The organism is Bradyrhizobium sp. Leo170 (assembly GCF_004296405.1).
Classification (GTDB): domain Bacteria; phylum Pseudomonadota; class Alphaproteobacteria; order Rhizobiales; family Xanthobacteraceae; genus Bradyrhizobium.
The window spans coordinates 1-4162 of record NZ_PSRR01000509.1; the positions used below are offsets into that span (position 1 = coordinate 1).

5 protein-coding genes and 1 tRNA gene are annotated in these 4162 nt (G+C 64.5%); 2 read left to right on the forward strand and 4 right to left on the reverse strand.

What is annotated here, in order from left to right:
* Window positions 1–372 precede the first annotated feature (372 nt).
* Complete coding sequence (locus CWO89_RS41495; RefSeq protein WP_245476817.1) at window positions 373–630, forward strand: hypothetical protein; 258 nt, start codon at window positions 373–375, stop codon at window positions 628–630.
* 347 nt (window positions 631–977) lie between these two features.
* On the opposite strand, the gene CWO89_RS41500 is transcribed toward CWO89_RS41495, so the two are convergent.
* From CWO89_RS41500 to CWO89_RS41510, 3 genes are all read right to left on the reverse strand, one after another.
* Window positions 978–1052, reverse strand: a tRNA-Val gene (locus tag CWO89_RS41500).
* 130 nt (window positions 1053–1182) lie between these two features.
* Window positions 1183–2469 carry a coiled-coil domain-containing protein gene (locus CWO89_RS41505; RefSeq protein WP_130584019.1) on the reverse strand — a complete coding sequence of 429 codons (1287 nt, stop codon included), beginning with the start codon at window positions 2467–2469 and terminating at the stop codon, window positions 1183–1185.
* A 117-nt stretch (window positions 2470–2586) separates the two neighbouring features.
* Window positions 2587–3189: a DUF1134 domain-containing protein gene (locus tag CWO89_RS41510; protein WP_130584020.1), complete on the reverse strand. Its 603-nt coding sequence runs from the start codon at window positions 3187–3189 to the stop codon at window positions 2587–2589.
* Window positions 3190–3281: 92 nt separating this feature from the next.
* On the opposite strand from CWO89_RS41510, the gene CWO89_RS41515 reads away from it, so the two are divergent.
* Window positions 3282–3806, forward strand: coding sequence for a YHS domain-containing (seleno)protein (locus CWO89_RS41515; RefSeq protein WP_207234686.1), 525 nt, complete (start codon window positions 3282–3284; stop codon window positions 3804–3806).
* Between the two features lie 20 nt (window positions 3807–3826).
* Here the strand turns inward: CWO89_RS41515 and CWO89_RS41520 are convergent.
* Window positions 3827–4162, reverse strand: a 336-nt coding sequence (locus CWO89_RS41520) for a 3'(2'),5'-bisphosphate nucleotidase CysQ family protein (protein ID WP_283813580.1), incomplete at its 5' end; no start/stop codon positions are given.

Sequence of the window (4162 nt, forward strand, 5' to 3'; positions counted from 1 at the left end):
CCGATGCGGCCCTTTCCGGCGCGCGCGCCGAAGGCCACGCCGCCTTCAAGATCGAGCTGGCGCGGCGCACGCTGCGCCGGACGCTCGCTGAAGCCGCCCAAGCCGTGTGAGGTACAAGACGATGGCTCAAGACTACGTCGTTCAGGCGAACTCGCGCGCTGGCGCCGCCACGGCAATCGGCCAGCCCGTGGACCGTATCGACGGAGCGCTCAAGGTCACGGGGAGGGCGCGCTACGCCTACGAGCACCAGCGCGATCGCGCGCCAGGCTTTGGCTATACGCCAAGGCCGCGAAGCTCGTCTTCATCGTCGCCCTGGCGGCGCTCGTCTTTCTGCTAGGCTTCCGCACCGCCGACAACCGCGCCGAAGCGAAGATGCTGCGGGATCAGATCGCAGCGAAGGACGGCGTGATCGCTAACAAGAACTTCGATCTGCATCTCGCGCTCGAAGCGGCCGAGACGGCGAGCAAGCAACGTGACGAAGCGGCGCAGCGCGTCAAAGAAGCTCAGGACGAAATCGATGACTATGCAAATCGCCTCAAGGCGCGCCCTAACGTTGCTTGCCTGCTCACTCCTGACGATTTCGTTAGCCGCGTGCGTGACGACACAGGAAAGCGAAGGGCCGGGCGCTAACTCGATAGGGCGGGGGCACTCTTCAGCGACTTCCTAACTGTTGTTGAGTTGGCCCCTTCGCGAAAACGGGATCGTTGGTCGGTGTGAAGGCCAGAGGCACATCACGTCGTCTGCGGCCGGGATTTATGAATACACGGCCCTAGATTACGCGCCGGAACGCGGGGGGCACGCCTTCACGAGGTAAGTCCGATGGCAGCGAACAGCGAGCGAACGGCCTGCATGGGACTGCACGGATTTTGCACGGATATGCACGGATGTTTCTACTCTGTCCTGCCCTTTTGTGCCCCCGTGTGCCCCGTGGAATGCCAGAAGGGAATGAGATTAGGTAATGATTTCAATTGTCTAAATGGTGGACGCACAAGGGATCGAACCTTGGACCTCTCCCGTGTGAAGGGAACGCTCTCCCGCTGAGCTATGCGTCCGGGATCTCGTCGCGGCCGGAGGCCGGAAACGGCATCCGATCGGAAATGGCCTTGCGGCCGGAGCCCGCGATTTACGAAGGGCAGGGGCGGGGTGTCAAGCCAAAGCCGACCCCAAAACCGCCAAAGAGCGTCATGCCCCCTGCTGACGGGCGCGGGAAGCGTGGGATTGCAGCGCCCGGATGCGTTCGGCGAGCGTTCCGCCGCCTTCGGGCAGGCCGCTTGCGGCGGGCACGCCGTTCGCGGCTTTCGGTCCCGCCTTCGGTCCCCCCTTGGCCGGCACCGCCGGCTCTGCGGCCAGCATGGCCTCGATCGGCGAATCCGGCCCTTCGAGCTGGATCGCCAGCTTTGCCACCTCGGCGGCAATGTCGTTGATGCGCTCGCGCAGCAGCGCGTTCTCCATGCGCTCGGTCGCCCAGGAGTTCTCCGCCTGCTCCTGGATCGCGTTGATGTCGCGCTGCAGCTTTGACCGCTCGTCGCGGGCGATGCGGAGCTGTTCTTCCAGAGTGGCCTTCTCGCTTTTCAGCTTCTCGAGGGCGGGCGATTTGCCGCCATTCATCGCCGCGCGCAGTTCCTTCACGGTGCGCTCGGCTGCCTCACTGGCCTGCCGGAGCTGGTTGTTCTCGAATTCCCGTTCGGCCAAGAGCTTGCCCTGGGTCGCAAGCCGCCCCTCCAGTTGGTTGACGCGGTTGCCGAGTATCTGGGCTTCGTTGACCTGGACGCTCAATTGACGGTCGAGGTCGGTGACGCGCTGGTTCAGACTCTCGGCCCGGCTCCGCGCGTCCGCGAGCTCGCGGGTCGCGGCCTCAGATGCGCTGCGTTCCTCGGCCAGGCGGGCCTGGGTGGCGGCGAAGTCTCTTTCAGCGTCGCTGACCCGGTCCTTCAATTCCTCGATCTGGGTGCGGACGGAGATCAGCTCGATCTGGCGGCTGTCCGCCGCCATCGAGCGGTCGTTCAGGTCGGCATTGATCTTGCCGAGCTCGTTCTGCTTGTTCGCCAGCGCCTGCTCGGCGGCGCGCAACTGCTCGGTCTTGGCGGCGAACTCCTCTTCGGTGGCGCGGGACTGACCCTTCATCGCCTTTTCGCGCGCCTCGAGGGCGAAGATCGCGGCGTTCTTCTCGCCGAGCTCGATCTTCATGCGGTTGATCGCGTCGGTCTTCTTGCCGAGTTCGGCCAACTGGCTCGTGGTCTTGCTCTTGAGCTGCTCGACGCTCATCTCGAGCCGCCGCGCCGACATCGCGAATTCCGCGCGCAACTGGTCCTTGTCCGCCTGGATCTCGGCCATCGACAGCGGGGTTGCGGCCTCGATACGCCGGGTCGTCAGCCGCACCGCCCGGTTATGCACCAGCGGCACGATCATCAGACCGCACAGCATCGAGACCAGAAAACCGATCGCCAGATACATGATCGGTTCGACCATGAATGGGTTACTCCCGCGATAATAAATCGTTAATCACAATGCCACGGGCGGCCGGCAAAACGCCAGCCAAATGCCTGTCCGCGGTGAGGGATTCACGTCAAGGCGTTAACGGCGGGGTCAGAACGGGTTCCAGGTCGCACGCGGGGTATATTTCAGGTAGCCGACATTGGCGCCAAGCCTGAGCCCGATGCCGGAACGGATCGGCACCAGCACGATATTGTTGGCCGTCAGCGCGGTCATGCCGAAACCGCCGACGATATAGGCCGAGCCGTCGATGCCGACGAAGCGCTGGTAGATCGCTTGCGTGGAGGGCAGGTTGTAGACCAGCGTCATGGTGCGAGCGCCATCGCCGCCCCAGTCGAAGCCGACCGAGGGCCCCTGCCAATAGACCCGCAGGTCGCCGGCATTCTTGGTGTAGAGCGTGCCTTCCCCATAGCGCAGGCCGGCGACGAAAGCGCCGGAGCCTTCTTCGCCGAGCACGTAGCCATTGGGCAGGCCCCATTGGCTGACCGCGCGTTCGATGACGGAGGCAAGCCCGCGTGAGACGTTACCGAAGAATTTGTGGCCGGCGGCAACCAGTTCGTCCGGCCCATAGGTGCTCGGACTGGGCTCACGTTGCGGCGGCGGGTATTGCGGCGGGGCCTGCTGGGCGGCAACCGGCGCAATCCAGCACATCAGCGCAGCGAGCGCTGCCGCGGCAAAGCGTGATGCGAAACTCATAAAGAACCCCTGCGATCGAAATTCTGGTCGCCGCCTTAACCTGACGCCAACAAGGTCGGCTCTAGCTTGCGCCCAGTGTCCCCTCGACTCCAATGTTATCGATATCAACTATGACGGTACAACGGCAGGAAATATACCGCCGACGCCCCGGAATAGCCTTTTTCAGCTTCGCCGTCGGCCTTTTAGCTTTGATCGGCATTGATTCGGCAGTCCGGGCCGCTACAACCGAGCGGGTGGTGGTCAATCACTATTCCGGCCTCGCCATCGAGGGATTCGACCCGGTGGCATATTTTACCGATGCCGCTGCCCTTGAGGGCTTGCCGGACTTTGAGGCTGCGCAGGCAGGCGCGGTCTGGCGCTTCCGCAATGAAGGCAACCGCGCCTCCTTTGTCGCCCATCCGGAAATCTACGGTCCGCAATTCGGCGGCTACGACCCGGTCGATCTTGGCCGCGGCGTCACCTATGCCGGCAATCCGCGATTCTGGGCGGTGGCCGGGCAGCGGCTCTATCTGTTCGGCCGGGAGGACAACCGGGACGCCTTTGTCGCCGATCCCGGACGCTTCCTGAAAGACGCCACCGCCCGCTGGCCGGAGCTGGAGCAGACGCTGGCGCAGTAGCGCCCTCGACAAAACAAGTTCTAAGGCGCAGCGGCGGGATCGCCCCAGGCAATGAATTCCGGCACGATAAAATCATCCCGCAGGCCGAAGCGCAGCGCCGCTCCCTGCGAATCCGTGATCTTGCCGCCGGCGGCGGTGACCACGGCATGGCCGGCCGCGACGTCCCATTCGGAGGTCGGCGCAAGGCGGGGATAGATATCGACCTGGCCTTCGGCCACTCGTCCGAACTTCACCGCGGAGCCGAGTTCGGCCCGCACCGCGCCGCCCCGCCCGGCGATAAAGGCCTCCGTGCGCGCATCGCCATGGGAGCGGCTGACCGCCACGGTCCAGGGGGTTCCGCGCGGCGGGTGACGGCG